Origin of the sequence: Oxalicibacterium faecigallinarum (genome assembly GCF_014635705.1) — a bacterium.
Classification (GTDB): domain Bacteria; phylum Pseudomonadota; class Gammaproteobacteria; order Burkholderiales; family Burkholderiaceae_D; genus Oxalicibacterium; species Oxalicibacterium faecigallinarum.
In genome coordinates, this window is record NZ_BMDI01000001.1 from 1,680,719 (window position 1) to 1,707,508 (window position 26,790).

Consider the following 26,790-nt stretch of genomic DNA (forward strand, 5'->3'; position numbering starts at 1 on the left):
CCCTTTATTCCATACCTGACCATGACAAGCTTTAAACACACTGTTTTGTTTACCGATACCGACGGCTTTGCCAAATTTCGTGAAGAAGAAATCGCGCTGCCGGGCGGCTCGCCGAAGGCGTTGCTGTCGGAACTGATTCCGTCCGGTGGTTTTCAGGTACGCCATAGCCCGCCGGGTGTGAGCAGCGACTTCCATTGCACGACGACTGCGCAATGGCTGGTGGTATTGAGCGGCGAGATGGAGATTGGTTTGCGCGATGGCACGTCCCGCATCTTCAAGGCGGGCGAGCATTTTTTCTCGAACGACACCTTGCCGGAGGGTGCGACCTTTGATGCCAACGTGCATGGACACCGCAGCCGCATCGTGGGTGATACGCCCCTGCAAACCTTGTTTATCCGTACGGCCTAAACAAAAAATCTGGTCGGGGTGAGAGGATTCGAACCTCCGGTCTCTACGTCCCGAACGTAGCGCTTTACCGGACTAAGCTACACCCCGACTGTGCAGCAAAGTTGTTCTGGCTTGTCTGTAGTGTAGTCAAGCCAGATCATTTTTTAAACCCTGCATCAGGCGCGGAATCGTGACGCCTGACCATTCGTCTCCCGCCGATTTGTAGTCCGCCTGCCTTCGCGTGCCGTCACAAGACGTCGGATGAATTTTTTGACGCCATTTGCACCAATAAAACCGTCTGCCGACATAGTGCGAATTTGCTACTCTACGTGAGTTAGTCCATCCCATACGGCGCACTTCTTGCATCGTGATGCTGGCCAAACAAGCCCTTACCGGGGCTGCCCTGCTGTTTTCAAATTCAACCAATTTGATGGAATATCCATGGACCTGACCACGCCCGCTCTGCTGTTTCCCGCCATTTCCCTGCTGTTGCTTGCCTTTACCAACCGCTTTCTGGTGACGGCGCAACTGATCCGACAGCTCCATAGCAAATACGAAACCAGTGCCAAGGATGTGGTGCTGCGGCAGATTTCCAATCTGCGCAAGCGGATCGTGCTGATGCGGTGGATGCAGGTGATGGGCGTGTCGGCGTTTATCCTGTGCTCGCTGTCGATGTTCTTGATCTTCATCGAGTTTCAGTTCATCGCCAAGGTGGTCTTTGGCATCAGCCTTTTTCTGCTGGTGATGGCGCTGCTGTTTTCCCTGTACGAAATCGCGATCAGCACCCAGGCCATCGAGATTGAGATCGAAGATCTGGAACATGCGCTGGGCCTGACCAAATGACGCGACAAAAGACGAGAATTACTCCCATGTTAAAGTGATGGTTAGCGTTTTCTCCCCTGATTTTGTTATCCGCGTCTTTGTGTTGCTGCCATGAATGTACCTTCCCCGACCGTCGCCCGAAATGTCTTTGGCGAGCCGCTTGTACCGTGCTCGTTCGATCCGATGACTGGCTACTTTCGGGATGGCTGCTGCAAGACCTGTGATGACGATATCGGCAATCACGTGGTGTGCGCCGTGATGAATCCGACATTCTTGATGTTCAGCGAAGCGTCGGGGAATGATCTGAGTTCGGTACGACCGGGTTTTCCCGGACTGAAGCCTGGCGATCAGTGGTGCTTGTGCGCGAGCCGCTGGGTGGAAGCCTGGCGCGCTGGCATGGCACCGCAGATCGTGCTGGAAAGCACCAATCAGGAAGTACTGAGCGTGATCAGCATGGAAGTGCTGAAACGTCACGCCTACAAGCAGGAACAGGACTGCTGAGTTCCATTTCCTGCGATCCGGTTTTAACGCTGCGGGGGTGCTATCGGTTTGACGCTGCCGCAGTCATTCGCCAGCCATTTGCCGCTGACCTTGGAACGGTCGTTGACCGGCATGCCGTGCATGGTGCCCTTGAATTCCGATTCGGTCACAAAGCTGCGATCGCCTGAAAACACGGCCTTCGAGCGCCCCTTGCCTTTCATGTCCTTGCCGTCACACACCAGATCCACCGTGTAGGTCGAGCCGCTTTGTGTCTGGTTGACCGGCTTGCAACCGGTTTGCTCCGGCATGCCTTGCGTCGCGTTTGTTCTCTCGGCCATTTCCTTGGTGATGCACACCTTGTTGACGATCGCGCCACCCTGCAATTGCGCGATATCCACGCCCATCTTCTTCATCTGCTCCAGTTGCTGGGCCGAGAGTTTGGGCATGTTTTGCATGGCAGCCGACTCCGTGATCATCTCCCACAAACCCGGTTTCATGTTTGTTGCGGCAGCCGGCAGGGATATCGCCACGGCGACCAATAACAGCAGTTTTTTCATGGAAAGGACCTTTTTATCAAGTGTGTTTTTAAACGGCATCGGCGCCATTATCAGCCATTATAAGATTGACAAGTAACGCTGAAAACCACACCCAGCATAAAGTTTAACAATTGCACATTAGCAAATAGACTAAACTCCTTACTGCACAACCATTATTTCTACACACTGCTTGAGAAAGTCGGATCGGCATCATGGATTCCCTCACAGCCGGTATCGCACTGATCCTCGTTCAGTTTTGTATCGCTCTAGTGATGGCTGGGGTGTACTTCACGGCGCGGACGGAAACTTGCACACGCTATTGGTCACTGGCAAGTTGTCTGATCGCCTTAGGTATTCTGGTAGCCATATTCAACAATCGCGCATTTGATCCCGTCGCGATCCTGTTTGCTTCTGCCACCATTGTGACTGGTGGCATTCTGCAATGGCACGGCATACTTGCCTTCTACAAGCAACCTGCCTCATCAATCGGCTGGTACATACTGGTCATCATGCTGGCCGCCATGGCGACTGCCTTGTTCTTCAAGGCGGTACCTCAACAGCGTCTGTTCATCAGCACGCCCCTTGTCACGGTCGTTTTGATTCTCAGCTTGCGTACGATTTGGATTGGTCAAGGGGGATGGCCGCGCTCCTTTGTGCAGGCGCTGGCTCCGGCAGGCATCATTCTGCTGTTAATCAACAACTGTGTGCGCATGGTGATTTCAGGCATGCAACTGACTGGTCACCTTTCACTGGATCGTTCAATCCTAGAAATACTGGCTGCCTTTGTTGTGCCAACTGCCGGCATGTTGTTGTTTTCCATCGGCCTGCTGTTACTTTACTTCGAACGCATGGTCGATGAAAACCGTCATCTGGCAACGCATGATGAATTGAGCCGCCTGCTCAATCGACGCGCGATCGATGCCGGTGGCGAGCGCGAACTGGAACTGGCATTGCGACTGAAACGTCACCTGACGGTCGCGTTTATCGATATCGATATGTTCAAGCGCTTCAACGACGAGTTCGGGCATGCGTCGGGCGACATGGTCATCACCGATGTGGCTGCCATCCTCAGCGAAACCTGCCGCAACATCGATCTGGTGGGACGTTATGGCGGCGAGGAATTTCTGATCGTGTTGCCCGGCGTGAATCAGGACGATGCGGTAACCGTCGGCCAGCGACTGGTCGAAGCCGTTCATCGCTATCGCTTCCTTGGCGTGCATCCGGTCACGATCAGTGTCGGCCTGGCGACGCTGCCGGACATGACCTGCTCATGGGATCAACTGATCCGCCGCGCCGATGCCGCTCTTTATGAAGCCAAGAGTCTGGGCCGCAATCGCTACTGCATCTGACCCGTCGCACCGCGTCTGTTGGGTCTTTGTGACGACCGGTTCAATTCCCTTAAAGATGGCTGGAAAGCCGTTTGCCTCGGTGATAAGCTAGTCTCAAAATAATTCGGGACACCTCACCTTGACGATCATCCATAAGCAATTGGCACTGGAAGAAGCCGAACCGGGCATGGTGCTGTCGGACGATCTTTTCGATCCGCAAGGCCAGATTCTCCTTTCCAAAGGGGCAACGCTGACCGAACACATGATTGCTTCTCTCGCCCGTCACGATATCGCTGTGGTGCGGATTGAAATGGGTGAGATGACTCCCGAAGAAGAAGCGGCCCAACACGCCTACTTTGCAGAACGGATCGAACACCTCTTCCGCAAACAGGATGACAGTTCGGCCACGGCCGCCTTGCATCGTCTTGTGCGCCTCTACCGTCTGGGAGAGCAGGCATGAGCGCCAATCCTGCCGGTCACATGCTGCACTTCGATCAGGTCTTGCGCCAGATTCGCGACCTGCCTGCCTTGCCGGCCATTGTGCAGGATCTGGTGAAAAACATGACGCGCGATGATGCCGACATCCATCTCATCGCCAACAAGGTGTCGCAGGATCAGGCGCTATCGGCCAAGACACTGCGTTTTGCCAACTCCTCCTTTTACGGTCTGCAGTCACGCGTCACGACAATCCAGCAAGCGATCACGCTGATCGGTGTGGATGCGGTCAAGCACGTGGTGACGACGGCGGCACTGACCGGCTACTTTCCGGCTGGTCATGTGCAGGGACTGGATCTGAATCACTTGTGGCGTCATTCGATTGCCACGGCCGTCTGCGCGCGTGTGCTTGCACGTCATCTGCACGTCAATCAGGAATACGCCTTTACCGCCGGCCTGCTGCATGACATCGGTCGCCTGGTGCTGGCGACTTATTTCCGTCGTGAGTATGAGGCTGTCATTGCCTATCGCAATGCCAACGATTGCCACTGGATCGATGCCGAGCATGCCGTGATTGGCGTCGATTACGTCTCGACCGGCGTGGCACTGGCCACGCACTGGAATTTTTCCGAATCCATCCGCAATGCCATTGCCGGCCATTACCGGCCTGAAAACCAGAAAGTGCATTCACTGGCATCGATTGTGCATATCGCCAATGCGATTGTTCGTGCACTGGATCTGTCGCATCAGGAAAATGATCTGGTCCCGCCGGTTTCCGCAACCTCGTGGGATGATCTTGGCCTGAGCGACGAAACCTACCTGCACGTCTTTCACGAAACAGAAATCATGTTCGAAGATGTCTGCCGTGTCTTGTTGGCGGATGCCTAATCCGGGAAATCCATCTTGCACAGAACTACCCCGTTTTCTGCGTCGGGCCATTCACTAGCGCGGATCAACCTGTTCGACAGCGTCAACGATGAAATCGTGACGGCCTTGCTTGCCTCGTGCGAGGTTGCCCATTTTGATTGCGGCGAAGCGGTCGAGATTCCGCAAGGCCGGCAAGCCTGTGTCTATATTGTTCTGCGTGGTGCATTGGGCAGCACCACATTGGACGATTCGGGCGGACCACGTCAGATTCGCACCGAAAAAATCCTGCCCGGCGAAAGTATCGGCGAACTGTCCGTACTGGATGAAACAGCCACCCTCGGCAGCCTGACCGCGCTGGAAGACAGCGATCTGCTGATTCTGGAATCGCAAACCCTGTGGCAATTGATTGACGAGGCCGAAGGCGTGGCGCGCAATCTGTTACGCCAGTTGTCCTTCAAGCTGCGTACCGTCAATGCCCAGTTACGCCGCCGTGAAAAGGTCGGCGAGTTCTATCGACAGCTTTCGATGGTCGATAGCCTGACCGGCCTGCACAACCGCGCCTGGCTGAATGATCGCCTGCCGGTATTGATCGAGGAGGCCCATACGGGCCAGAAATCGCTTTCGCTGATCATGATCGATCTCGATCACTTCAAGAAATTCAACGATAATCATGGTCACCAGACCGGCGACAAGGCACTGCGCGCTGCGGCTGGTGTCATCACGTCGGCATTGCGGCCCAGCGATTTTGCGGTCCGTTATGGCGGGGAGGAACTGATCGTGATTCTGCCGGAGAGCAGTCTGGACGCTGGCAAGATGGTGGCGCAGCGCCTGTGTGAACGCATGCGTGAAGCCGATGTCTTTAATGATGCAAGCATTACCTTGCCGCATCTGACTGCATCCTTCGGCGTTACCACCTTGTTGCCGGGACAGAATGCCGATGCACTGATTTCCGGTGCCGATGCCGCCCTTTATCGTGCCAAGAACGCCGGTCGCAATCAGATCGCGTTCTGAGACGCGCTCATGTTTGATGCTGATTGCCTGATACTGACGACCTGATGTCCAACCATACTTTTCTCTGGCACGACTACGAAACCTTTGGCGCGCAACCACGCCGGGATCGTCCCGCCCAGTTTGCCGCGATCCGCACCGATGCCGAGCTGAACGAGATCGGCGAACCGATCATGATTTATTGCAGCCCGGCCAATGACTTCTTGCCCGATCCGCAATCCTGTCTGATTACCGGCATCACACCGCAAGAGTGTCTGGAAAAAGGCATTCCCGAACACGAATTTGCTGCCGTCATCGAGCGCGAACTGGCTGCGACCGGCACGATCGGCGTCGGTTACAACACGATCCGTTTTGATGACGAGATCACCCGTTTCATGTTCTGGCGCAATCTGATCGATCCGTATGCGCGCGAGTGGCAGAACAATTGCGGCCGCTGGGATTTGCTGGATGTGGTGCGCACGGCCTATGCGCTGCGCCCGGAAGGCATTGAATGGCCGCGTCATCCAGACGGCCGCCCCAGTTTTCGACTCGAGGACTTGAGCAAAGCCAATGGTCTGGCGCATGAGGCAGCCCATGATGCGCTTTCCGATGTCCGTGCCACCATTGCACTCGCACGCCTGATCCGTGATCGCCAGCCCAAGCTGTTCGACTTTTGCTTTGCCCTGCACAAAAAAGATCGCGTGGCGACGGAAATCGGTTTGCCGATGCGCAAACCCTTTCTGCACATTACCGGCATGTTTCCGGCCGAGCGTGGGTGCATCGGTGTCGTCTGGCCGCTGGCGGTACATCCAACCAATCGCAATGAAGTCATCGTCTGGGATCTGGCAGAAGACCCAAGCGAACTCGCTTTACTCGATGCGGAAGCGATCCGCCTGCGCATGTTCAGCAAGAGCGACGCCCTGCCGGAAGGTGTGACACGCCTGCCGATCAAGACCATCCATCTGAACAAGTCACCGGTTGTCATCAGCAGTCTGAAAACGCTCTCTGCCGAGATGCGGCAACAATGGGGCATCGACATGGACGCCGCATTACAGCATGCAGACATCGCCGCCGCCACGCCCGACATGAGTGCCATCTGGGAAGAAGTTTTCCATCGCCCGCAAGAAGCCGTACCGGATGTGGATGAAGATTTGTACGGCGGCTTTATCGGCAATGGCGATCGCCGTCTGCTACAGGATTTACGCGCGCTACCGCCGGAAAAACTGGCGGAAGCAAACCCGGCCTTTACCGACATGCGTCTGGCAGAACTGGTCTGGCGTTACCGCGCGCGCAATTTTCCGCACACCCTGTCGGAAGAAGAACGCCAGCGCTGGGAAGAACATCGTGCTGCCCGTCTGTTTGAAGGAGAAGGCGGTGCGCGCACGATCGATGATTTGTTTGAAAGAATCGAAGAGCTATCAGCAACAGCCGATGAGCGCGCAGAGCATATCCTGGGCGCCCTGTACGACTATGCGGAATCCATCGCACCGCAAATGGATTAAGCTGCATAGATATCAGCTCGAGTCAGCTTGATCAGTCACACCATACGTTCGGCAACATGATCCGTTCGTTCACACAAAGGAGACGACCATGCATATCGCTTACTGGTGCATCCTGATTGCCGGCGTGCTGCCGGTCGTCACCGTCGGCATTGCCAAGGCAGGGGTCAAGAATTTTGACAATCATAATCCGCGGCAATGGCTGGATCGACAGGACGGCTATCGTCGCCGTGCCGATGCCGCGCATCGCAATCATTTCGAGGCATTTCCGTTTTTTGCGGCGGGCGTACTGGTCGCGCAGCAACTAGGTGCGCCACAAGACTCGATCGATATGCTGGCGATGGCCTTTATCGCGGCACGTCTTGCCTACACCTTTCTTTATCTGAGCGACCGTGCCACACTGCGCTCCGTCGCCTGGGCAATTGGTTATTTATCGGCCATTGCCCTGTTCTTGCTGGCTGCCTTCAAAGGCATCTAAAGACAGCGCATCCAACCTTATCTGAATTGTTATCGAGTCATGCAATACGAATCCGCCTTTACCGAACTGCAGCATGCCATGCAGGGCCTGCGTCAGAAAAGCCTGTCCATTGCCGACTTCTGCAAAGTCTGGCGCAAGCAGCAGGCATTGTTGGCGGCACTACCACCGCAATATGCAACCGTCATGGAAGATCTGCTTGGACGACTGGAAGCCGGCAGTTTGTTCACGGAAGAAAGTTGTTCGTTCAGTCAGATCGATCTGCTGGCGACACTGGATACCTGGCTGAACAAAGCCCGCGCTACGTTGAACACTGCGTCGTAAGCAAGAACGCGAACCCTTTTCTGGAACATCATGCAACAAGTCGATTTTGAATTGAATGACGAGTTTGTCGAACTGAACCAACTGCTGAAACTGGTTGGCATTTGCGATAGCGGCGGTGCCGGCAAGGTCATCGTCGCCAGCGGCAAGGTCAAGGTCGATGGCAAGACCGAATTGCGCAAGACCTGCAAAATCCGTGCAGGTCAGGTTGTACAGCTAGGTGATATACGCGTGACGGTACGCGCCGCATAACAACTGCCTGTCGATACCGCTCTCCGTCCACTAGCCATTGGCAACCGCCAGTGGCTTTTTTTCTTTCGTGCGCTTTGCCTCGCGTACGTCCGCAAGTCCTGTCACACCAGTCAGGGCACGGGTATGACCGGCCTCGCGCGCACCTGTCTTGCGCTTGTCCGCCAGTGCCACCAGTTTGCTATCCTGCGATGCGTGCCGCTCTGACAGCATAGACGTATCCTTTGCCTCATCCAGCTTGAAGACCGCCACCGCTTGCGACAGCGTCAGGGCTTGTTCGCGCATGCTCTCTGCAGCGGCCGCGGCCTGTTCCACCAATGCCGCGTTTTGCTGTGTGATGTCATCCATCTGCAGCAAGGCCTGACTGATGTGCTCAATGCCACGTTGCTGTTCTTCACTGGCGTCGGCGATCTCTTCCATAAAGCTGGTGACATCGCGTATAGAGCGCACGATTTCTGCCATCGTTTGCCCGGCCTGATCGACCTGCTTGCTGCCGGATGCCACATTGGCTTCGGATGTTTCGATCAGCTCCTTGATTTCGCGGGCCGCAACGGCGCTACGCTGGGCCAGGTTACGCACTTCAGACGCGACCACTGCAAAGCCCTTTCCCTGCTGGCCAGCACGCGCCGCTTCGACCGCTGCGTTCAGCGCCAGAATATTGGTCTGAAAAGCGATGCTGTCGACGACACCGACAATCTCGCTGATCTGACGTGAAGACTGGCGAATCACGCTCATGGTGGTCACGGCCTGCTCGACCAGTTCACCACCCTGCCCGGCGATATGCGATGCAGCCTGCGCGCGCTGACTGGCTTGCTGTGCACGCACCGCGTTTTGCCGCACGGTCTGCGTCAGTTCCGTCATGGCTGAAGCTGTCTGCTCCAGCGAACTGGCTTGTTCTTCCGTACGTGTGGACAGGTCAAGATTGCCGCTGGCGATTTCCTGTGAAGCGACTGCAATCGTGTCGCTACCGCGCCGGACGCGCCGAACCATGTCGGTCAGACCAACACGCATGCGACTGCATGCAATGAGCAATTGCGCCAGCTCATCCTTTCCCTTCGTCGTTGCCGACTGCGCCAGATCACCCTGCGCAACCTGTTGAATCACGGTATGCAGACGCTGCATATCCTGCGAGAACGAACGATAGAACCCAAGCAGGAAGCAAGCGGCAATCAGCAACACACACGCAATCACCAGCACGATCACGGATGCGTCACGCGTATCGTGCGCAATCCGCTTTGCCAGCAGTTGATCCAGCGTGGCCGACAAGTCCGTCGATGCAGCATTGATGGCTTGCACACTCAGACTACCCGCCTGAAGGAACTGATCGCCCGATGTCTGATCGACCGAACTCAACACTTCGTTACTGGCGCGCTGCAGAAATGCTCTGGCCTGTTCGTTCGCCTGCATGGCAGCGGTCAGTGCGCTTTCGTCCACGCCATTCTTTTTCAAGGCCTCGATCTGCTCACGCCATGCCCCCAGATCGCGGCCGGTGACCAGCGCAATCGAGCCGAGCAAGCCTTCCTCATTGGCTTCCAATAAGCCACTATCGATATAGGCAGCACCGCGTCCTGCCATCTCCATGATGCCCTCGGCGATACGTGGCATCTCCTTGGTGACAAGCATGGCGAGATAGTAGGTACTGACTTCCGGATCGTTGCTCAGATGCGCGCGATCAGCGATCACGCCTTGCAGTGCATGGAGCTGACGAATGAAATCGGTGTAATCCCCATAATGCTTGCGGTCGGTCTGGGTCAGCTTGCCTTGCAGGGATTGCCAACTGCTGCGTAACTTCTCCCACTCCGGTTTTGCGTACAGCGCTGGTTCTGCTTGCTGCAATTGTTCAAACGCGTCGAGCTGTGCGCCCAGCGCCGCTTGCAGATCTTTTGCGCGTCCGAGCGCATTGCCGTTGCCCATCACGCTCATGTGTCGGGTAGCGCGCAGCAGCTGCGCCTGTTCAATGACGCCTTGCAGACTTTGCAAATGCTGTATGCCTACACGCTCTTGCTGCGCTTGCGCGATCGACTTCCCCAATTCGTTCATCAGAAGTGTCGTCGTCAGTCCGAGCGGAATGGCGAAAACGGCCAGCAACAGCATAAACTTGGGCAGCAGTCTGAGACGCTGCATCAAGCCGGTGATGGGTATCAGCAAGAAATTGAGCATGATGAAGGTGCGCCGCCTGAAACGGCACCTGAATGATTTCCGTCAGGAAATTTTGCAGTCCAAATATGACCTGCCCATGACGCGCTGCGAATCTCCCGTCTTTTCACCGCACGTGGGAAAATATCGCCATGACACCTGCGGAAAAATTGTTGTTTGTCGATCTGGAAACAACCGGCGCCAATGCCGCCAATGATCGGATTACCGAAATCGGGATCGTGACGGTCGACCCTGATGGCCGAATCGACCGCTGGTCCAGCTTCGTCAATCCGGGCATGCGCATTCCCCCTTTCATCCAGCAACTGACTGGGATCGACGATGCGATGGTCGAATATGCACCGTCGTTCTCTTCACTGGCCGATGAACTCAGCATGCGTTTATCCGGCGGCTTGTTCATCGCCCACAATGCGCGCTTTGATTACGGTTTTCTGCATCATGCCTTTGCTCGCGCGGGGCATCTTCTTACGTCCGAGGCACTGTGCACGGTCAAACTGTCCCGCAAACTGTATCCGGAAGAGAAAAAGCACAATCTGGACATTCTGATTGCGCGTCATGCATTGATTCCATCGGCGCGCCACCGTGCCCTTGCCGATGCGGATCTGCTGTGGCAACTGTGGTGTCGCCTGCATGCGGTCTTACCTGTGGAACAAATTGCCAGTGCCATTCATGCATTGCGACATGTGCCCAAGATCGAACCAGTCACGCCACCTATCGCGCCGGATGGCAAATCGGCGATACACTGACGACATTGTCGGCACGATTGCATGCGCTGCATCCAATCATTCTTCCTTTCTTTTCGCGGACCTCATCATGGCCAAACTCATTTATGTTGCCGATCCCATGTGCTCCTGGTGCTATGGCTTTGGCCCGGAACTGGCCACACTGCTGCATGGTTTGCCGGAAGTACCACTGGAACTGATCGTTGGCGGCTTGCGCGCCTATAACACCAAACCGATGGATGATGCCTTGCGCACGACGTTGGGAAAACACTGGAAAAAGGTTGGCGAGACGACCGGGCTGCCTTTCTCGGACGCTGGTTTGCAGATCAGGCATTTTGTCTACGATACCGAGCCAGCCTGTCGCGCGATTTCTGCAACCGGTTTGCTGGCACCGCAAAGTGCGCTGACGGTCTTTCAGGCCATCCAGCATGCTTTCTATGCCAAAGGACTGGATATCACCAAAGGCGAGGTACTTGCCGAGATTGCCGTCCAGGTGCTGGAACAGGATGGTGTGCAGATCGATCAGGCAGAGTTTTTGAAGACATGGGCGTCGGAAGAAGCACGCAGCTTGACACGAGAGGATTTTGAACAGGCCAAACGCTGGGGCGTCACTGGTTTTCCGACACTGATCCTCGAACATCGTGGAGAACTGCATCTGGTGACGGCAGGATTTACGCGCACGGAAGATTTGATCCAACGCCTGCAGGCCATCATCGACCAGTCCTCGGCGACGGAAGCGCCGGTCAATCAGGACAGATAACGACCCGTGTGCACGTCAAAAACGGCACCGTTGATATGACGTGCCTCTGACGAAGCGAGAAACGCGGATAGCACGGCAACTTCGTACGATTGACCTGAACGTTTGTTCAGGTTGTGCACTCCCTGCTGTTGATCGAACGGTGTGCCTGGCGTCCGTCTCTCTGGTGCCGACGGGCCAATGTGACCGATGCGTATCGTATTGCTGCGCTGTGTACTTGGCATGGCCGGCAGTGTGGCCGGTTGGGCATCACGCGTTTCAACAAGATGAATAATGCAGTCTTGTGGTGCAATGGTTTGTCGCATCAACGATGGCACTTGCGTGACCTCACCACGAATGATCCAGATGCGTTCCTTCTTTGATACCGGCGGTATGGCATCCCCGATTTCATTGGCGGTTGTGTCATCACGCAGGACCTGCACATCACATTTCCCTTCGTGCCAGTACGCCTGCCAACGCCGCTCCTCATCTGCGCTTACTGACGACAGGCACGTCATGCGATAGCCAAGTCGGGCGAAGCGTAAGCAGAGCGCAGCGACCAGTTCATCCAGCACCTCAGTGAGGATCAGAACATGCATGCTCAGCGCTCGATCGCCAGCGCAACACCCATGCCGCCCCCAATGCACAAACTGGTCAAGCCTCGTTTGGCATCGCGACGTTTCATTTCATGCAGCAACGTCACCAGCAGGCGGCAACCGGAAGCGCCGATCGGATGACCAAGCGCAATCGCGCCGCCATTGACGTTGATCTTGTCCGGATCCCAGCCCATGTCGCGATTGATGGCAAGTGCCTGCACCGCAAACGCTTCGTTGATTTCCATCAGGTCGACATCCTCATGCGTCCAGCCCGCCTTTTGCAGACACAATCTGGTTGCCGGAATTGGCCCCAACCCCATGAAAGCCGGATCGACACCTGCCGAGGAATAGGCCTTGATGCGCGCCAGCACAGGAAGTCCCAGCTCTGCGGCTTTGAACTCCTTCATCAGAATGACCACCGCTGCACCATCGTTGATGCCGGAGGCATTGCCTGCAGTCACGGTACCGTTGCTGGTAAAAGCGGGGGACAACGCGGCCAGTGCTGCGCGCGTTGTACCGGGACGGATATATTCATCCCGCGCAAAGACGGAAGCATGCCTTCGGTCCGTGATTTCCATCGGGATAATTTCGTCATCGAAGCGACCAGATTGCTGCGCTTCCGCAGCCTTGCGATGAGACTCGCAGGCATATTCGTCCTGTTCTTCACGCGAAAAACCGTATCGTTTGGCGATGTTCTCGGCTGTCACGCCCATGTGATAGTGGTGATAGGCATCGAGCAAACCATCAACCAGTACCGTATCCTTCAGCACAATGTCGCCGAGCCGTGTGCCGCTACGACTGTGTGGCATGACATGCGGTGCCAGACTCATGTTTTCCTGACCGCCGGCAATCACGATGTCCGCATCGCCGCACAGAATAGCCTGGGTCGCCAGATGCACCGCCTTTAATCCGCTGCCGCATACCTTGTTGACGGTAAAGCCCGGAACTGCATCCGGCAATCCCGCGCCGAGCGCCGACTGTCGTGCCGGATTTTGTCCGCAACCAGCAGTCAGTACCTGACCAAGAATGACTTCACTGATCGCTTCGGAAGCGAGACCGATGCGCAGCAACAAGGTGCGTATCAGGTGCGCGCCCATTTCCGTTGCCGGCGTTCTGGAAAGCATTCCGCCAAACTTGCCAATGCCTGTTCGACCTGCCGCGACAATCACCACGCTTTCCATACAAGTCTCCCTCTCTACCAGTTATCGCGCTTCACATGTCGTGCTTTGCTCGCGGGATTGCATCGCTCCGATTACTGTTCCTTATAGCAGAAAGGGGAAGCGGCCTCCAGGTGGCTCGCTTCCCCTTTCACGATAAAAAATGAATTAGCTACCGTAGACCGTACGTGTCTTGAAAGGTTGATACTGGTACAGCCAGGTTTCCGACAAGGTCTGATTTTTGTGGCGCAGGTACAAACGCAAATCAACCGGTTCGTCCCCATCCACCGTCAGATCGAACTGCGCGCGCCAGTGGCCCGGTACGCCGTTCGGCACGGCCTCGGTAAATACATAGGAGAACTTGCCGCGAGTCGTGGAAAGCACGGCTTCCGGCAACTCGCCGAACGCCAGATTTTCCAATGGTGCGCCTTTGAATTCAACCATGAACTTGCGTACATTCTGCGGACGATTCTGTCCTGGTTGCCCGCCGTTACCCATGCGGGTCGCCACACAACGCGCCAGTGGTGTTGGATAGGGTTCATCCTTCAGCCAGTGCAGGCGGTAGCGCAAACGATAGCTGCTGCCCGCGGTGGCTTTCGCCGCCGGCACCCACATGGCGACAATATTGTCGTGAATCTCGTCATCCGTCGGGATTTCGACTAGCTGTACCGAACCATCCCCCCATCCGTCGAGCGGTTCGATCCACAAACTTGGGCGACGCTCATAGTGCACGCCATCCTGATAATTATTGAAGTCACGATCACGTTGCAGCAAACCGAAGCCGCGTGGATTTTTATCACCGAATGCAGATGCTGTCGTGCGCCCAGGATTATTCAATGGGCGCCAGATATGTTCTCCCTGACCATTCCAGATCGCGAGACCATCGGAATCATGCACTTCCGGACGCCAGTCGACACCCGTGCCCTTAAAGGTTTCCGAGTACCACATCATCGACGTCGCGGGAGCGATGCCCAGCCTTTCTACATCCTTGCGCAAGAACAGCGCGCTATCAATCTCCATCACGACGCCTTCGTTGCGATGCATGATGAACTTATAGGCACCGGTAATGCTAGGCCCGTCGAGCATTGCATAGACAGTGACTGTCGTGCTGTTATCTGCCGGTGCCTCGAAGTAGAAATGCGTAAAGTTCGGAAACTCTTCCGGACCATCTGCTACTGCTACATTCAACGCTACGCCGCGCGCAGACAAGCCATATTGATACTCGTCACCAATCGCTCGAAAGTAAGACGCGCCGAGGAATGCTACCCAGTCATTGCTGCGCCAGTCCTTTGCCTTTTGATCCGCGGTCCTGCTTTCCTGAAAACGGAAACCTGCGAATCCGCTGCCACGTGGCAGTTTGCGAGCCGGACTCGACTTCGGCATGTCGAAATAACTTTCGTCATACAGGATTTCGCGTGCTTGTGCCTCAGCGCCCGCACCTTCCAGCGTGTACATATGGACAGGGGATTGAAAGAAGCGTCCCAGATGGAAGAACGTAACGGGAAACTGCCCCGGTCCTTTGGCATACAAAGCGGAATCCGTATTGAATTTGATCTTGCCGTGTTCTTCGTAATCGATCTTTTCAAGAATATCTGCAGGCGGCCTAGCCTGCGGTTTGTATGCCTGTGTCGCAGCAACACGCGCCTGTTCAATAAGATTTTCAAAAGAAAAGCCGGCAGGCTTGCCTAACTTGATACGACCTGCTGCAAGAACATCCAGCGGCACACCCAGTGCCGCCAGAGCAGCGGCAGCCGAAGTAGAAGAAATGAAAGTACGGCGACTAGTCATGGGAGACAATTTTCTATCAAAGGAGATCGGATGACGAAGCGAAATGACACTTAGGTTCAGATGCCATTCAAATTACACATAGGCAACATGCATTGTAATTAAAGAAACAACCTCTGTCTGACAGAGAGCATCTAAATGAGTTCGCGTGTCTTTTCCCTGATATACAGCGCATCAGCAGGCCCACTCATAAGCGTCGCGCCTCAATTGCGTTTGCTGGGCACGGATCTGATGCACTACGTAGTCCGTGTTTCGTCTACGCAAGCGCACTTCCAACTCTTTCTCCTTCTTCGCTATGGCTGTGCATTGCTGTTGTCGCGCTTCCGGTTTCGCTGAACGCGCCGCGGTTGCACCTAATGGCAAGTTGGGACTTGTTCCCACCCCAACGCCACGTTCATCAATGCCTGCACGAATCCTGGATCGCGCTCCTTCAATCGTTTGTCTATCGTAGGTGACATTTCCGAGTCGATCGTCGACCACATTAAAGCGACTATTTTGATCATTACCATCAGCGCAGGGCGATTCCGTGTAAATCGTTTTATCTTGCGCGATGCATTTGTAGATAATCTGGCTCTGCACTGTTCCGCAAAACGGTAAAAGCATCGAAATGAAGAGGGCACGAAGAGAGAATGTCATAGCGGCAGAGATGTATTAAATTCCGCCGATTATATGGATGCATCGAGCGATGCAGCGTCTCTAATAACGAGAGAACACGTCTATTTGCAAAGATTCATCTTTAATTTCCCATACACATGGGAATTAGCTGTCTCAGCTTAACCACAGAATTGTGCACCCTACTAGTCGCTGTGCAATCCGCTCTGCAGTTTTTCACGGGGGGAGTGAAACCTGAATTAGTCACCAAGAAGGGAATGGTACAAACGTTCACTGCATCAATTCCTGGACGCTACCTACGACGCTGTGGCCCTTCCAATCCCAACAAGACACCAGACTAGAAGCTTAAAAGTCTAGAAGCCGCAAAGCAAAATCCAAATCCAAAGCAAAAACCCCCGACCAGATCACTGGACGGGGGTTTTCTAGATAAAAGCCTGACGATGACCTACTTTCACACTGGTTGCAGCACTATCATCGGCGCAAAGTCGTTTCACGGTCCTGTTCGGGATGGGAAGGGGTGGTACCAACTCGCTATGGTCATCAGGCATAACTTGTAAAGTTGCCTGCTAAGACACTGATCTGTCTTGAGCAAACAACCCAATCTGGAAGAAGTAAATTTTGGTAGTGACTGCCATCAATTGGCACACACATTCAGAACTATAACTGTCAATGTTATAGGGACAAGCCTTACGGGCAATTAGTATCAGTTAGCTTAATGCATTACTGCACTTCCACACCTGACCTATCAACGTCCTGGTCTCGAACGACCCTTCAAGGAGCTCAAGGCTCCGGGAAATCTCATCTTAAGGCAAGTTTCCCGCTTAGATGCTTTCAGCGGTTATCTCTTCCGAACTTAGCTACCCGGCAATGCCACTGGCGTGACAACCGGTACACCAGAGGTTCGTCCACTCCGGTCCTCTCGTACTAGGAGCAGCCCCCTTCAAATTTCCAACGCCCACGGCAGATAGGGACCAAACTGTCTCACGACGTTTTAAACCCAGCTCACGTACCACTTTAAATGGCGAACAGCCATACCCTTGGGACCGGCTACAGCCCCAGGATGTGATGAGCCGACATCGAGGTGCCAAACTCCCCCGTCGATATGAACTCTTGGGAGGAATCAGCCTGTTATCCCCAGAGTACCTTTTATCCGTTGAGCGATGGCCCTTCCATACAGAACCACCGGATCACTATGTCCTACTTTCGTACCTGCTCGACTTGTCAGTCTCGCAGTTAAGCACGCTTATGCCATTGCACTATTAGCACGATGTCCGACCGTACCTAGCGTACCTTCGAACTCCTCCGTTACACTTTGGGAGGAGACCGCCCCAGTCAAACTGCCTACCATGCACTGTCCCCGATCCGGATAACGGACCAAGGTTAGAACCTCAAACAAACCAGGGTGGTATTTCAAGGATGGCTCCACGAGAACTGGCGTCCCCGCTTCAAAGCCTCCCACCTATCCTACACAGATTGGTTCAAAGTCCAATGCAAAGCTACAGTAAAGGTTCATGGGGTCTTTCCGTCTAGCCGCGGGTAGATTGCATCATCACAAACACTTCAACTTCGCTGAGTCTCGGGAGGAGACAGTGTGGCCATCGTTACTCCATTCGTGCAGGTCGGAACTTACCCGACAAGGAATTTCGCTACCTTAGGACCGTTATAGTTACGGCCGCCGTTTACTGGGACTTCAATCAAGAGCTTGCACCCCATCATTTAATCTTCCAGCACCGGGCAGGAGTCACACCCTATACGTCCACTTTCGTGTTTGCAGAGTGCTGTGTTTTTATTAAACAGTCGCAGCCACCAATTTTTTGCAACCTCTTCGTCCTTCTAGCGCAGGCTAGTCAAACTACAAAGGCGTACCTTATCCCGAAGTTACGGTACCAATTTGCCGAGTTCCTTCTCCCGAGTTCTCTCAAGCGCCTTAGAATACTCATCTCGCCCACCTGTGTCGGTTTGCGGTACGGTCTCGTTAGACTGAAGCTTAGAGGCTTTTCTTGGAACCACTTCCGATTGCTTCGCGGCACAAGGCCACTCGTCGCACACCCTTGAATTACGCTGCCGGATTTGCCTAACAGCCTTCTTCGATGCACAAACCGGGACATCCAACACCCGGACAACCTTCCGCGATCCGTCCCCCCATCGCATCTAACGACGGTGCAGGAATATTAACCTGCTTCCCATCAGCTACGCATCTCTGCCTCGCCTTAGGGGCCGACTCACCCTGCTCCGATGAACGTTGAACAGGAAACCTTGGGCTTACGGCGTGGGGGCTTTTCACCCCCATTATCGCTACTCATGTCAGCATTCGCACTTCTGATACCTCCAGCATCCTTTACAAGACACCTTCGCAGGCTTACAGAACGCTCTCCTACCATATGTACAAAGTACATATCCGCAGCTTCGGTGACTGGCTTAGCCCCGTTACATCTTCCGCGCAGGACGACTCGATCAGTGAGCTATTACGCTTTCTTTAAAGGATGGCTGCTTCTAAGCCAACCTCCTGACTGTTTTAGCCTTCCCACTTCGTTTTCCACTTAGCCAATCTTTGGGACCTTAGCTGGCGGTCTGGGTTGTTTCCCTCTTGACGCCGGACGTTAGCACCCGACGTCTGTCTCCCAAGCTCGCACTCATCGGTATTCGGAGTTTGCAATGGTTTGGTAAGTCGCGATGACCCCCTAGCCATAACAGTGCTCTACCCCCGATGGTGATACTTGAGGCACTACCTAAATAGTTTTCGGAGAGAACCAGCTATTTCCAGATTTGTTTAGCCTTTCACCCCTACCCACAGCTCATCCCCTAATTTTTCAACATTAGTGGGTTCGGTCCTCCAGTGCGTGTTACCGCACCTTCAACCTGGCCATGAGTAGATCATCTGGTTTCGGGTCTACACCCAGCGACTGAACGCCCTATTCGGACTCGATTTCTCTACGGCTTCCCTATGCGGTTAACCTTGCCACTGAATGTAAGTCGCTGACCCATTATACAAAAGGTACGCAGTCACCCCACAAGGAGGCTCCTACTGTTTGTATGCACACGGTTTCAGGTTCTATTTCACTCCCCTCCCGGGGTTCTTTTCGCCTTTCCCTCACGGTACTGGTTCACTATCGGTCGATTACGAGTATTTAACCTTGGAGGATGGTCCCCCCATGTTCAGACAGGATTTCACGTGTCCCGCCCTACTTGTCGCAAGCTTAGTTCCACAATACTGATTTCATGTAAGGGGCTATCACCCTCTATGGCTGCACTTTCCAGAGCATTCCACTATCAATACTGCTAAATCTTGCAGGCTGTTCCCATTTCGCTCGCCACTACTTTGGGAATCTCGGTTGATTTCTTTTCCTGCAGCTACTTAGATGTTTCAGTTCGCCGCGTTCGCTTCACACACCTATGTATTCAGTGAGTGATGACCTAAAAGGCCGGGTTTCCCCATTCGGAAATCTGCGGATCAAAGCTTGTTTGCTAGCTCCCCGCAGCTTATCGCAAGCTACTACGTCCTTCGTCGCCTGTAATCGCCAAGGCATCCACCATGTGCACTTATTCACTTGTCCCTATAACGTTGACCTCTGTTGCCAGAGACGTCATAGAGATATTCTGAGTTAAGCGTTTGCCGTATTGCCAAAGTAAGTCTTCTAATTGCTAAGATCACTTCGATAATACATTTGATTGATACAATCACTACCCATCAGCGTCTCTCAACAATGCTTTCACATCATTGGTCGACACCAATAAATAATCTTTACTTCTTCCAAATTGTTAAAGAACAAAAACAGCCAATGATCGTTAAACGATCAAACCTAAATCCAATCAATGACTTGATCGACTTAGGTTTGACGTCTTGGTGGAGGTTGACGGGATCGAACCGACGACCCCCTGCTTGCAAAGCAGGTGCTCTCCCAGCTGAGCTAAACCCCCAAATCCGGTACAACATAATTCTTGGTGGGTCTGGTTGGGCTCGAACCAACGACCCCCGCGTTATCAACACGGTGCTCTAACCAACTGAGCTACAGACCCGTTCGGATCAGTACCAACCAGCATTGCACAGACTTCACTGCTTTGCCTGCACACTGCCGACATTCACTGTTCTTCTTTTGCTTAACAGCTCGATAAGTGTGGACGCTTAACTTTCATGCTGACTCTAGAAAGGAGGTGATCCAGCCGCACCTTCCGATACGGCTACCTTGTTACGACTTCACCCCAGTCACGAATCCCACCGTGGTGAGCGCCCTCCTTGCGGTTAGGCTACCCACTTCTGGTGAAACCCGCTCCCATGGTGTGACGGGCGGTGTGTACAAGACCCGGGAACGTATTCACCGCGACATGCTGATCCGCGATTACTAGCGATTCCAACTTCATGTAGTCGAGTTGCAGACTACAATCCGGACTACGATACACTTTCTGGGATTAGCTCCCCCTCGCGGGTTGGCGGCCCTCTGTATGTACCATTGTATGACGTGTGAAGCCCTACCCATAAGGGCCATGAGGACTTGACGTCATCCCCACCTTCCTCCGGTTTGTCACCGGCAGTCTCATTAGAGTGCTCAACTAAATGTAGCAACTAATGACAAGGGTTGCGCTCGTTGCGGGACTTAACCCAACATCTCACGACACGAGCTGACGACAGCCATGCAGCACCTGTGCGCAGGTTCTCTTTCGAGCACTCCCAAATCTCTTCAGGATTCCTGCCATGTCAAGGGTAGGTAAGGTTTTTCGCGTTGCATCGAATTAATCCACATCATCCACCGCTTGTGCGGGTCCCCGTCAATTCCTTTGAGTTTTAATCTTGCGACCGTACTCCCCAGGCGGTCTACTTCACGCGTTAGCTGCGTTACCAAGTCAATTAAGACCCGACAACTAGTAGACATCGTTTAGGGCGTGGACTACCAGGGTATCTAATCCTGTTTGCTCCCCACGCTTTCGTGCATGAGCGTCAGTGTTATCCCAGGGGGCTGCCTTCGCCATCGGTATTCCTCCACATCTCTACGCATTTCACTGCTACACGTGGAATTCTACCCCCCTCTGACACACTCTAGCCGTGCAGTCACAAATGCAATTCCCAGGTTAAGCCCGGGGATTTCACATCTGTCTTGCACAACCGCCTGCGCACGCTTTACGCCCAGTAATTCCGATTAACGCTCGCACCCTACGTATTACCGCGGCTGCTGGCACGTAGTTAGCCGGTGCTTATTCTTCAGGTACCGTCATTAGCAAAGGATATTAGCCTCTACCGTTTCTTCCCTGACAAAAGAGCTTTACAACCCGAAGGCCTTCTTCACTCACGCGGCATTGCTGGATCAGGGTTTCCCCCATTGTCCAAAATTCCCCACTGCTGCCTCCCGTAGGAGTCTGGACCGTGTCTCAGTTCCAGTGTGGCTGGTCGTCCTCTCAGACCAGCTACTGATCGTAGCCTTGGTGAGCCTTTACCTCACCAACTAGCTAATCAGATATCGGCCGCTCCAATAGCGCGAGGTCTTGCGATCCCCCGCTTTCATCCGTAGATCGTATGCGGTATTAATCCGGCTTTCGCCGGGCTATCCCCCACTACTGGGCACGTTCCGATATATTACTCACCCGTTCGCCACTCGCCACCAGGAGCAAGCTCCCGTGCTGCCGTTCGACTTGCATGTGTAAGGCATGCCGCCAGCGTTCAATCTGAGCCAGGATCAAACTCTTCAGTTCAATCTCTGTTTTATGTCGTTTCCGACATGGTCCATTTCTGAACCGGTCACTCACTCAAAATACTGACAGATAATTTCTTACCTATATTTTTTGTGAGCATTTAATATTTAAAGTTCTAACAGCTTGCGCTGCCGCACTTCCATTAAACGCCCACACTTATCGGCTGTTAATTTTTAAAGAACCTTGTCTGCTTCGCTTCAGCTTTCGCCGTTTGCGTCGCTGCGAATCGTTTTGTTCGTCAGCAGCAGAGAAACGAGATTATGTAGGAAGTTTCTGTCGTCGTCAACATCTTTTTTAAAAGATTTCGTTTTAAATTCGATTCAAAACGACGCTGACCTTACCACCAAAACCTCAACCACTTCTCCCCACAAAACCAGCCTCTTCCCTCTCAGAAATCACTTCGTTTTGCAGCCCGTCTTGCAACGGGAGGCGAACTATAGCAAACCTTTTCTGAACTTGGCAACACCCTCTCAACAAAATATACAAAATATTTTAAGACGCATCAAAACAACAACGCCACAAGCGACCTATCTACAGAGAAATTCGAGCAAACGGAACACGCAAGCACCACAGCAAGACCGACGCACCACAAACGATAAAGCCCGCTTGCGCGGGCCTGATCGTTTGCTCTTAGTGCGAATTCGTCTTGCGATTTGCTCGGTTACCGATTCTTGAAAACCGAAGGGCGCTTTTCCAGAAAAGCTTGCATGCCCTCTTTCTGATCCTCTGTCGCAAAGGTGCCATGAAACAATCTGCGCTCAAACAATAGCCCTTCGCTAAGCGTCGTTTCATAGGCGCGATTGACCGCTTCCTTTGCCATCAATACTGCCGGCAGCGACATCGCAGCGATCGAATCCGCCGCTGCCATTGCCTCTTCCATCAGTTTTTCCGCTGGCACCACGCGCGACACCAAACCAGCACGCTCTGCCTCTTGCGCATCCATCATGCGCGCCGTCAAACACATATCCATCGCCTTGGCTTTGGAAATTGCCCGCGGCAAACGCTGTGTTCCGCCAGCACCAGGAATGATCCCCAACTTGATTTCAGGCTGACCAAACTTTGCCGTTTCAGCAGCGATGATGAAATCACACATCATCGCCAACTCACACCCGCCTCCCAAGGCATAACCTGCAACGGCAGCGATTACCGGCTTTCTCACATTGCGGATATGCTCCCAATTCCGCGTGATGAAATCGCTTTTATATACATCCATATAGGAATAACCGGCCATCACACCAATATCCGCGCCAGCGGCAAACGCCTTCTCGCTCCCCGTCAACATGATGCAGGACACGCCCTCATCCGTATCAAACTTCAGCAAGGCGTGCCCCAGCTCATCCATCAGCTGATCATTCAAGGCGTTCAACACCGCAGGGCGATGCAAGGTCACAATGACTACCTTGCCGCGCTGCTCGACCAGAATATTTTCGTATTCCACAATTCTCTCCTGCGACGAGAATCTCACTCCCGCCGCGTCGCTTTGGTTACTTAGGCAGCAGAACCCACATGCTGCCACGTTGCTTCATACGTCCGGCCATTTCACCGGCCTGCGCCCCAAACCCCCAAAAGAAGTCGGCACGCACCGGATTCTTGATTGCACTACCCGTATCCTGCGCCACCATCAAGCGCTGTAATGGCGTTTTGCTATTTGGCTGTGTTGTCGACAGAAACACCGGCGCACCAAGCGGAATAAATGCAGGATCAACCGCAATTGAACGCTGCGGCGTCAGCGGCAAACCCATCGCACCTTTCGGCCCCACCGAAGGATCGGTGATTCTCTCTTCACTAAAGAAGATGTAGCGCGGATTGGCATTCAACAATTCTTCCTGCCGCGCCGGATTGGCCGCCACCCAAGCCTTGATGCCTTGCATGGAAGCCTGATCCATCGTCAACTCGCCCTTATCGATCAGATATTTACCGATCGATTTATACGGCTGACCATTCTGGTCTGCGTAAGCCACACGAATGACTTCGCCATGCGGCAACTCGATACGCCCGGATCCTTGGACCTGCAGAAAGAATGCCTCGATCGCATCATCTACCCAGACAATTTCCCGCCCGGCCAGAGCCTTGGTACGCATCAACTCCGCGCGCGACGGATAGGCAACCACTTTTTTGCCAACCAGTTTGCCACGCAGATTCTGTCCTTTCAGGTCTGGATAGATGCTGGTGAAATCAATCGTGAGCAAGTCATCCGGTGCGCGATGCAATGGCGTTTGATAAACACCGCCTTGCTTGCGCGCACCACGCAGCAAGGGTTCGTAATATCCTGTCACCATGCCGGTTTGCGACCCGTCGGCATTATTGACTTGGTAAGGCGTAAAGTTCGTTTCGAAGAACGCACGAACCGCCACATCATCCTTGCCGTTCACCCGTTTTGCCGCGTCACAGGATTTACGCCAGTCTGGCCGACGTGTCAGAACGGTACACGAGGACATAAATGCACCCCATGCCTCGCTTTGTGCATCTGCCGACCAGCCCGGCAAGCGGGCAAACGTCGATGGCTGTAGCGCTGAACTGATCACGGTACGCGGGCGATCAATCGGCACCGGCGCATCGGATGGTTTTTCTACGGTTGGCGCTGTCGTCGGCTGCTCTGGACGACTCCCCGGCTCGACAGCAGGCGCAGGACCACGCGAAACGGTTGAACATGCAGCCAGTGTCAACAAACACGAAGCAAGTAAACTACGACGGATAAAGGACATAAGGAGCGACTCAATGTGGCTGTTATTTGTTGAAGCGGGAATTGCGCTGTTTCTGTTGATCTTTATTGTCTGGTGGACCATGTTTGCCGGTCGAAAACCAACACATCCACCAAAACGGGAACAACGACCGCCGGAAAAGGATAAAACCGACACGCACTATTAATGCAGCGTACGCGGTAGCGATAAGATAAATTCAGGTATCGGCACCTCAAAACGGTGCCCGTCCTCTGCGACGCAGAAGTACTCGCCGCGCATCGACCCTTGCGGCGTGGCCATTGACGTCCCGCTGGTGTATTCGAATTGCTCACCCGGTTGCAGCAAGGGCTGATTGCCGACAACGCCCAGCCCCCGGACCTCTTCTGTATGGTTGTTGGCATCCGTGATCACCCAGTGTCGCGAAATCAGTTGCGCTGCGATACCTCCCGTATTCTTGATCGTGATCGCATAGGCAAACACATAATGAGAGCGCGCAGGGTCTGATTGCTCTTCTAAATACTGCGTTTGCACGGTAACGGTAAATTCGTAAGACGACATGTCATTCCTTGATTGACTACCCATTCAATGCCGAACGGAAGCCGTAAAAATCCACAGAGCGATACAGATTTGACAACGACGCTCATTGCACACGAAATCGACACACCATGCAAGCAGCCGCAAGCAAGCCGTCAGCACGGCAAGGTAAAATAACGGCTTCCCATTCAGAATCACCATCATGCCTACCTATCGCATTGCTCCCAGCATCCTGTCCGCCGATTTTGCTCGTCTGGGCGAAGAAGTCCGCAATGTCGTTGCCGCCGGCGCCGATATCATTCACTTCGACGTCATGGATAATCATTACGTTCCAAATCTGACGGTGGGCCCGCTGGTTTGCGAAGCAATTCGCCCACATGTACAAGTACCGATTGATGTGCATCTGATGGTCAAACCCGTCGATCGCATCATCCCGGACTTTGCCAAGGCTGGCGCCAACATCATCACCTTCCATCCGGAAGCGTCCGAACACATCGACCGCAGCCTGCAACTGATTCGCGACAACGGCTGCAAGGCTGGGCTGGTGTTCAATCCGGGCACGCCGCTGCATTATCTGGAGCATGTGATGGACAAGCTGGACATCATCCTGCTGATGTCCGTCAATCCCGGTTTCGGCGGCCAGTCGTTCATTCCGCATACATTGAAAAAGATCGCCGCCGTTCGCAAACTGATCGACGAATCCGGTCGCGACATCATGCTGGAAGTCGATGGCGGCATCAAAATCGACAATATCGCTGCTGCAGCACAAGCTGGCGCCGATACCTTTGTCGCCGGCTCGGCCATTTTCGGCAAGCCGGACTACAAGGCTGTGATCGACTCCATGCGCAGCGAACTGGCAAAGGTTTCATAGTGTCCATGTACACGCCCCCCGCGGGATTCAGCAATATTCGTGGTGTCATCGTCGACCTCGATGGCACCATGCTGCACACCGCGCAGGATTTGCACATTGCGATTAATCGCATGCGGCGTGATCTGGCACTTCCTGCACTTGAATTGGATACCGTTATCAGCTTTGTTGGCAAAGGTGCGGAAAATCTGGTGCGTTCGTCTCTGCTTATCGACCAGCCGGAAGACCTGGTCGCTGCACGCTTTGGCGCGGCCATGCAGCTCTTTAATCTGCATTATCAGGACGCAAACGGAGAATATGCCAGCCCTTATCCGGGTGTCCATGAAGGTTTGCAAGCCATGCGGGAACAAGGGTTGCGTCTGGCCTGTGTGACCAATAAGCCGATGGACTTCACCATCCCGTTACTCTATAAAACCGGTCTGCGCGATTATTTTGAGGTCGTCTACGGCGGTGACTCTTTCTCGCGCAAGAAGCCTGATCCGATGCAGATGCTGCAAGTCTGCGCAGATTTTGCGCTGGAGCCCTTTGAAGTCGTAGCGATTGGCGATTCAATCAATGACTCGCAGGCGGCACGTGCCGCCGGTTGCCGCGTGCTGACCGTGCCGTATGGTTATAACCACGGCCACGCTATACAGGATGTTGACAGCGATGGTATAGTTTCCTCGCTGCTCGATGCAGCACATCTTCTATCAAACTGAAACATCCATGTCTTCTCCCGACAAAAAACGTTTCGCAACACCCGGCACGCATGAGGCCTGGCTATGGCGACGCTGGCAATTCTGGTGCTAATCACCACTTGCCGCTGATCGGCTGCGCTTATTGAACAAAAGCGCAATTATTGAACGATCAGCAACGTTTTTTGCAGCATCCGCACACA

At 53.9% G+C, this 26,790-nt stretch carries 25 protein-coding genes, 3 tRNA genes and 3 rRNA genes; 16 read left to right on the top strand and 15 right to left on the bottom strand.

The window, feature by feature from the left end; all coding sequences use genetic code 11:
• Positions 1–21: 21 nt before the first annotated feature.
• Positions 22–408 carry a cupin domain-containing protein gene (locus IEV29_RS07990; protein ID WP_188380676.1) on the top strand — a complete coding sequence of 129 codons (387 nt, stop codon included), beginning with the start codon at positions 22–24 and terminating at the stop codon, positions 406–408.
• A gap of 10 nt (positions 409–418) precedes the next feature.
• On the opposite strand, the gene IEV29_RS07995 is transcribed toward IEV29_RS07990, so the two are convergent.
• A tRNA-Pro gene (locus IEV29_RS07995) sits at positions 419–495 on the bottom strand.
• 333 nt (positions 496–828) lie between these two features.
• On the opposite strand from IEV29_RS07995, the gene IEV29_RS08000 reads away from it, so the two are divergent.
• Entirely contained in the window at positions 829–1,230 is a 402-nt protein-coding gene (locus IEV29_RS08000) for a DUF2721 domain-containing protein (RefSeq protein WP_188380677.1), read from the top strand.
• A gap of 90 nt (positions 1,231–1,320) precedes the next feature.
• Entirely contained in the window at positions 1,321–1,710 is a 390-nt protein-coding gene (locus tag IEV29_RS08005) for a DUF2237 family protein (RefSeq protein WP_188380678.1), read from the top strand.
• Between the two features lie 23 nt (positions 1,711–1,733).
• Here the strand turns inward: IEV29_RS08005 and IEV29_RS08010 are convergent, their stop codons facing one another.
• A complete protein-coding gene (locus tag IEV29_RS08010; protein ID WP_188380679.1) occupies positions 1,734–2,246 on the bottom strand; it encodes a DUF3617 domain-containing protein in 513 nt (170 codons plus the stop codon).
• Positions 2,247–2,437: 191 nt separating this feature from the next.
• Between IEV29_RS08010 and IEV29_RS08015 the strand changes: the two genes are divergently transcribed.
• From IEV29_RS08015 to IEV29_RS08050, 8 genes are all read left to right on the top strand, one after another.
• Positions 2,438–3,574 carry a GGDEF domain-containing protein gene (locus IEV29_RS08015; RefSeq protein ID WP_229726280.1) on the top strand — a complete coding sequence of 379 codons (1,137 nt, stop codon included), beginning with the start codon at positions 2,438–2,440 and terminating at the stop codon, positions 3,572–3,574.
• A gap of 118 nt (positions 3,575–3,692) precedes the next feature.
• Positions 3,693–4,013 carry a hypothetical protein gene (locus tag IEV29_RS08020; RefSeq protein ID WP_188380680.1) on the top strand — a complete coding sequence of 107 codons (321 nt, stop codon included), beginning with the start codon at positions 3,693–3,695 and terminating at the stop codon, positions 4,011–4,013.
• On the top strand, positions 4,010–4,876 hold the full coding sequence (locus IEV29_RS08025; RefSeq protein WP_188380681.1) for an HDOD domain-containing protein: 867 nt from the start codon (positions 4,010–4,012) through the stop codon (positions 4,874–4,876). Before IEV29_RS08020 ends, IEV29_RS08025 begins: the two co-directional genes overlap by 4 nt.
• A 15-nt stretch (positions 4,877–4,891) precedes the next feature.
• The gene (locus IEV29_RS08030) at positions 4,892–5,866 is read left to right on the top strand and encodes a GGDEF domain-containing protein (protein WP_188380682.1); all 975 of its coding nucleotides are present in this window, start codon (positions 4,892–4,894) and stop codon (positions 5,864–5,866) included.
• Positions 5,867–5,910: 44 nt separating this feature from the next.
• Positions 5,911–7,344, top strand: a complete 1,434-nt coding sequence (gene sbcB, locus IEV29_RS08035) for an exodeoxyribonuclease I (protein ID WP_188380683.1) — start codon at positions 5,911–5,913, stop codon at positions 7,342–7,344.
• Between the two features lie 88 nt (positions 7,345–7,432).
• Complete coding sequence (locus IEV29_RS08040; protein ID WP_188380684.1) at positions 7,433–7,819, top strand: MAPEG family protein; 387 nt, start codon at positions 7,433–7,435, stop codon at positions 7,817–7,819.
• A 39-nt stretch (positions 7,820–7,858) separates the two neighbouring features.
• Positions 7,859–8,140, top strand: coding sequence for a hypothetical protein (locus IEV29_RS08045; RefSeq protein ID WP_188380685.1), 282 nt, complete (start codon positions 7,859–7,861; stop codon positions 8,138–8,140).
• Positions 8,141–8,170: 30 nt separating this feature from the next.
• The gene (locus IEV29_RS08050) at positions 8,171–8,389 is read left to right on the top strand and encodes an RNA-binding S4 domain-containing protein (RefSeq protein ID WP_188380686.1); all 219 of its coding nucleotides are present in this window, start codon (positions 8,171–8,173) and stop codon (positions 8,387–8,389) included.
• A gap of 30 nt (positions 8,390–8,419) precedes the next feature.
• On the opposite strand, the gene IEV29_RS08055 is transcribed toward IEV29_RS08050, so the two are convergent.
• Positions 8,420–10,546, bottom strand: a complete 2,127-nt coding sequence (locus IEV29_RS08055; protein WP_229726281.1) for a methyl-accepting chemotaxis protein — start codon at positions 10,544–10,546, stop codon at positions 8,420–8,422.
• 128 nt (positions 10,547–10,674) lie between these two features.
• Between IEV29_RS08055 and IEV29_RS08060 the strand changes: the two genes are divergently transcribed.
• Positions 10,675–11,286 carry a 3'-5' exonuclease gene (locus tag IEV29_RS08060; RefSeq protein ID WP_188380687.1) on the top strand — a complete coding sequence of 204 codons (612 nt, stop codon included), beginning with the start codon at positions 10,675–10,677 and terminating at the stop codon, positions 11,284–11,286.
• 67 nt (positions 11,287–11,353) lie between these two features.
• Positions 11,354–12,022 (top strand): DsbA family protein, encoded by a 669-nt coding sequence (locus IEV29_RS08065; RefSeq protein ID WP_188380688.1) that lies wholly within the window; start codon positions 11,354–11,356, stop codon positions 12,020–12,022.
• On the opposite strand, the gene IEV29_RS08070 is transcribed toward IEV29_RS08065, so the two are convergent.
• From IEV29_RS08070 to mltA, 11 genes are all read right to left on the bottom strand, one after another.
• Complete coding sequence (locus IEV29_RS08070; protein ID WP_188380689.1) at positions 12,010–12,597, bottom strand: hypothetical protein; 588 nt, start codon at positions 12,595–12,597, stop codon at positions 12,010–12,012. The two genes, IEV29_RS08065 and IEV29_RS08070, sit on opposite strands and share 13 nt — an antisense overlap.
• A gap of 2 nt (positions 12,598–12,599) precedes the next feature.
• A complete protein-coding gene (locus IEV29_RS08075; protein ID WP_188380690.1) occupies positions 12,600–13,775 on the bottom strand; it encodes an acetyl-CoA C-acetyltransferase in 1,176 nt (391 codons plus the stop codon).
• Between the two features lie 144 nt (positions 13,776–13,919).
• Entirely contained in the window at positions 13,920–15,539 is a 1,620-nt protein-coding gene (locus IEV29_RS08080) for an OpgD/OpgG family glucan biosynthesis protein (protein ID WP_188380691.1), read from the bottom strand.
• 171 nt (positions 15,540–15,710) lie between these two features.
• Positions 15,711–16,172, bottom strand: coding sequence for a hypothetical protein (locus tag IEV29_RS08085; RefSeq protein ID WP_188380692.1), 462 nt, complete (start codon positions 16,170–16,172; stop codon positions 15,711–15,713).
• Positions 16,173–16,580: 408 nt separating this feature from the next.
• A 5S ribosomal RNA gene (gene rrf / locus IEV29_RS08090) occupies positions 16,581–16,693 on the bottom strand.
• Between the two features lie 131 nt (positions 16,694–16,824).
• Positions 16,825–19,702 (bottom strand): 23S ribosomal RNA (locus tag IEV29_RS08095).
• A 288-nt stretch (positions 19,703–19,990) separates the two neighbouring features.
• Positions 19,991–20,066, bottom strand: a tRNA-Ala gene (locus IEV29_RS08100).
• 22 nt (positions 20,067–20,088) lie between these two features.
• Positions 20,089–20,165 (bottom strand) — tRNA-Ile (locus IEV29_RS08105).
• A 128-nt stretch (positions 20,166–20,293) separates the two neighbouring features.
• A 16S ribosomal RNA gene (locus IEV29_RS08110) occupies positions 20,294–21,830 on the bottom strand.
• Together the 16S, 23S and 5S rRNA genes with 2 tRNA genes alongside form the textbook arrangement of a ribosomal RNA operon.
• Positions 21,831–22,491: 661 nt before the next feature.
• Entirely contained in the window at positions 22,492–23,268 is a 777-nt protein-coding gene (locus IEV29_RS08115; RefSeq protein WP_188380693.1) for an enoyl-CoA hydratase, read from the bottom strand.
• Between the two features lie 46 nt (positions 23,269–23,314).
• On the bottom strand, positions 23,315–24,535 hold the full coding sequence (gene mltA, locus IEV29_RS08120; RefSeq protein ID WP_188380694.1) for a murein transglycosylase A: 1,221 nt from the start codon (positions 24,533–24,535) through the stop codon (positions 23,315–23,317).
• Positions 24,536–24,548: 13 nt separating this feature from the next.
• Here mltA and IEV29_RS08125 point away from each other — a divergent pair, with 13 nt between their 5' ends.
• Positions 24,549–24,698 (top strand): hypothetical protein, encoded by a 150-nt coding sequence (locus IEV29_RS08125; RefSeq protein WP_188380695.1) that lies wholly within the window; start codon positions 24,549–24,551, stop codon positions 24,696–24,698.
• Here IEV29_RS08125 and apaG read toward each other — a convergent pair.
• On the bottom strand, positions 24,695–25,069 hold the full coding sequence (apaG, locus tag IEV29_RS08130) for a Co2+/Mg2+ efflux facilitator ApaG/CorD (RefSeq protein ID WP_188380696.1): 375 nt from the start codon (positions 25,067–25,069) through the stop codon (positions 24,695–24,697). The two genes, IEV29_RS08125 and apaG, sit on opposite strands and share 4 nt — an antisense overlap.
• Positions 25,070–25,247: 178 nt before the next feature.
• Between apaG and rpe the strand changes: the two genes are divergently transcribed.
• Positions 25,248–25,916, top strand: coding sequence for a ribulose-phosphate 3-epimerase (gene rpe / locus IEV29_RS08135; RefSeq protein ID WP_188380697.1), 669 nt, complete (start codon positions 25,248–25,250; stop codon positions 25,914–25,916).
• A gap of 5 nt (positions 25,917–25,921) precedes the next feature.
• On the top strand, positions 25,922–26,611 hold the full coding sequence (locus IEV29_RS08140) for a phosphoglycolate phosphatase (RefSeq protein WP_188380698.1): 690 nt from the start codon (positions 25,922–25,924) through the stop codon (positions 26,609–26,611).
• Positions 26,612–26,790: the final 179 nt, after the last annotated feature.